The 3,155-nt window shown below is 55.3% G+C and carries 3 protein-coding genes; all 3 read left to right on the top strand.

Annotated features, from left to right (window positions below; genetic code table 11):
* Positions 1 to 174: 174 nt before the first annotated feature.
* The 3 genes from POG22_RS04180 to cysH all read left to right on the top strand — a co-directional run bounded on the left by POG22_RS04180 (position 175) and on the right by cysH (position 3,113).
* A complete protein-coding gene (locus tag POG22_RS04180; protein WP_498903811.1) occupies positions 175 to 1,377 on the top strand; it encodes an anhydro-N-acetylmuramic acid kinase in 1,203 nt (400 codons plus the stop codon).
* 159 nt (positions 1,378 to 1,536) lie between these two features.
* Positions 1,537 to 1,983 (top strand): hypothetical protein, encoded by a 447-nt coding sequence (locus POG22_RS04175; RefSeq protein WP_498903810.1) that lies wholly within the window; start codon positions 1,537 to 1,539, stop codon positions 1,981 to 1,983.
* Between the two features lie 371 nt (positions 1,984 to 2,354).
* Positions 2,355 to 3,113 (top strand): phosphoadenosine phosphosulfate reductase, encoded by a 759-nt coding sequence (cysH, locus tag POG22_RS04170; protein WP_498903809.1) that lies wholly within the window; start codon positions 2,355 to 2,357, stop codon positions 3,111 to 3,113.
* Positions 3,114 to 3,155: the final 42 nt, after the last annotated feature.

Genomic DNA, 3,155 nt, shown 5'->3' with positions numbered 1-3,155 from the left:
TTTTACCTGTTGGAGCTTTCCCGAACAGAACCCGCTAACTCTAGTTTTCAAGGTTCGGATGCCTCGATTAGAGGCTCGGTTTTTAGACTGGTTAAATACCGTTCCAGTTCTCTGACATCATAGCAAAGTCGCCCTGCAAGGGCGAGGCTTTAGACCCAAATTTTTGGTAAAAAAATGACAGACGAGCGATCGGAGATTCAAGAAAACATCATAGCGAAGGATGCTTCACCCGTTCGCGCGATCGGCGCGATCAGCGGTACGTCCGTCGATGGCATCGATGCGGTATTGGTAGAACTGACGGGAACCGATGTCGATTTACAGGTTAAGGTACTGGCGGCGAAGACCTACCCCTATCCCGAGGACTTACGATCGCACATATTAGACGTTTGTAGCGGTGGCGAAATCTCGATGGCGGCGTTGGCGGAGTTAGACGAAGCGATCGCGAAAGCCTTTGCTAACGCAGCGATCGACCTCCAGAAAAACCATCCCCCCGCTCGCATCATCGGTTCCCACGGACAGACCGTGTTTCACCGTCCCCCCCGCGATGGCGAACTCGGCTATAGCCTGCAACTCGGACGGGGAGCGACCCTAGCCGCCCTCACGGGAATTCCCACCGTCAGCAACTTTCGCGCCGCTGATATCGAAGTCGGAGGACAGGGAGCGCCCCTCGTATCCAAACTCGACCTGTGCTTGTTCGGCCGTCGCGATCGCGATCGCTGCGTCCAGAATCTCGGTGGAATCGGGAACGTCACCTATCTCCCCGCCGGATGTCTGCGACAATTCGATCGCGTCCGGGGATGGGATACCGGCCCCGGAAACGTCCTCCTCGATCTCGCCGTCTCCGACTTAACCGACGGAGCGCAAACCTTCGATCGCGATGGGGCGTGGGCTGCATCGGGACATCCAGACTTCACCCTCGTCGAGCGATGGTTACAAGACGACTTTTTCCGACAACCGCCCCCCAAATCGACCGGACGCGAACACTTCGGACGGGAATTCCTACACCGATGTCGCCTCGAGGCCGAAGCCCTCAACGACGCTGACTGGTTGGCGACCCTGACGGAACTTACCGTCAGTGCGATCGTCGACAATTACAGTCGGTTTTTACCCCGACTTCCCGACGACCTGTTTTTATGTGGCGGCGGGAGTCGTAACCGCTATCTCAAACAGCGATTGCAGGCGCGACTCGAGAACGTTACCGTAAAAACGACCGATGACGCAGGCGTCAACGCCGATTACAAAGAAGCGATCGCCTTTGCCGTGTTAGCCTATTGGCGCGGGTTAAACCTACCGGGAAATTTACCCTCTGTCACAGGAGCCAGTCGAGCCGTCGTTTTGGGAGAGCGATCGCTCGTTGCCCTCCCCGAAATCCCATAAGATGCTCTTAGAGCGAACGGGTAGGGCGTCTACTGGCACGACGCCCCCCCCACCCGGAAATACGGCGATCGTCCTACAGGCGATCGACAATTCTCGTTCGATCCCCCCCGACGCGCGCGAGTGTGTCGGTTCACTCAGACGATAACTCATCAGATAGCGGTGGCTCATACGTTTCTACTCGAACAAGGTCGGTGGCGTTTAGAAGGAAACTGGTTAGAACGTCACAACCTGCCGATCTCTGTCACGGGCAGGACGATCGTTGCGTGGGGTCAAGATAACTGGTACAGCATGGTTACGAAACTCACCTTTCCGAACACCGAACGAGACGACATCACCTTTCAATATCGCGGTCGCCTCGACAGCGGCGAACGTCAGTATACCTTCGTTCTCCAACACAGCGAACTCGGGCGCGTCGAGGGGGAAGGTTGGATTACCCCCGAGTCGATCGTGCAGCGGTATTGGACGATCGACGACAAGCAGCGGCGAAGTGGCTTTGAAACCCTCCATCGCGTTGACGAGCAGAAATACTACCTATCGAGCGGTACGATGTCAGGATTGCACCTCACCAGTGCGATGGACGCCACGCTGGTACTGCAATATAGTTAAACCGAAGATGAGGGGATGGGGAAAAACTCTCAACTGTCACCTGTCTTCACCGATCTCGGTTCGCGGCTCGCTGTTCGCTGTAAAAGGGCCGCAATTTAGAAAAATTAAAGGTTTGACGTTCGGTCGTCCGTATTTTTTCGCGTCTTTGACCGTTTGTAAACTGCTGTAGAATTAACCTGGTCTAGATTTCTCGACCTCTCGTACCTCTGAGGACACTCGTACCCGTCCTGTCAACGGTGCGCGATCGGCGCTCGATCCTCACGCGCGATCGTGTTTTGTTCCTTCTCCACGCGCCCACACGCACCCCAGATAGATGCTAGAGGTCTCGTCCGTACCGCAATCACGCTGTTTTCTACTAACCATCGCGCTGTATGACCGTTTTCACACCCGAAAAAACAGGCTTGGATCTCGAAGCCGTTAACCAACAACTCGAGAACGCTTCTGCGACAGAAGTGGTTGAATGGGCTGTTACCACCTTTGGCGACGGCTTAGTTATGAGTAGTAGCTTTGGGATTCAGGCCGCCGTCATGCTCCATCTGGTGACGCGCGTGAAGCCGGACATTCCTGTCATTTGGATCGATACCGGATATCTTCCCCCCGAAACCTATCGCTTCGCCGCGCAACTCTCCGAACGCTTAAATCTCAATCTCAAGGTTTATCAATCGCCACTGTCACCGGCTCGCATGGAAGCCCTGTATGGCAAACTGTGGGAGAAACACGACGTCGAATCGCTCAACCGCTACGATTCCATTCGCAAAGTCGAACCCATGCAGCGAGCGTTACAGGAGTTGGGGGCGACGGCGTGGCTGGCTGGGTTGCGAGCCGACCAAACTCAACACCGTCAAAACCTGAGCCGGGTTGGATTGCAGGGCGATCGCTACAAGATTTATCCCATTTTGCAGTGGAACGCCAAAGACATTTACCAATACCTCACGAAGTACGATTTACCGTACCATCCCTACTTCGACCTCGGATATACGAGCGTCGGCGACTGGCATTCGAGCCGTCCCTTGACAGCGGACGACGAACACGAACGAGATACGCGGTTTCGCGGCCTCAAGCAAGAGTGCGGCTTGCACCTCCCGCAAACGGACGGAGAAGCGGAAAGTCTAGATTCGAGTTCGTTGTAGCTTTCGAGAGGGGGAGAAAGGAAGAGGGGGAGAGAGGGAGAG

Origin of the sequence: Geitlerinema sp. CS-897 (assembly GCF_028368005.1) — a bacterium.
Classification (GTDB): domain Bacteria; phylum Cyanobacteriota; class Cyanobacteriia; order Cyanobacteriales; family Geitlerinemataceae; genus Baaleninema; species Baaleninema simplex.
This window is presented reverse-complemented; position numbering and strand designations above follow the sequence as displayed.

What these genes read in the sequence shown, in the direction of transcription:
- cysH (WP_498903809.1), top strand. Translation starts at nt 2,355, where the DNA reads ATGACCGTTTTCACACCCGAAAAAACAGGCTTGGATCTCGAAGCCGTT.
- POG22_RS04180 (WP_498903811.1), top strand. Translation starts at nt 175, where the DNA reads ATGACAGACGAGCGATCGGAGATTCAAGAAAACATCATAGCGAAGGAT.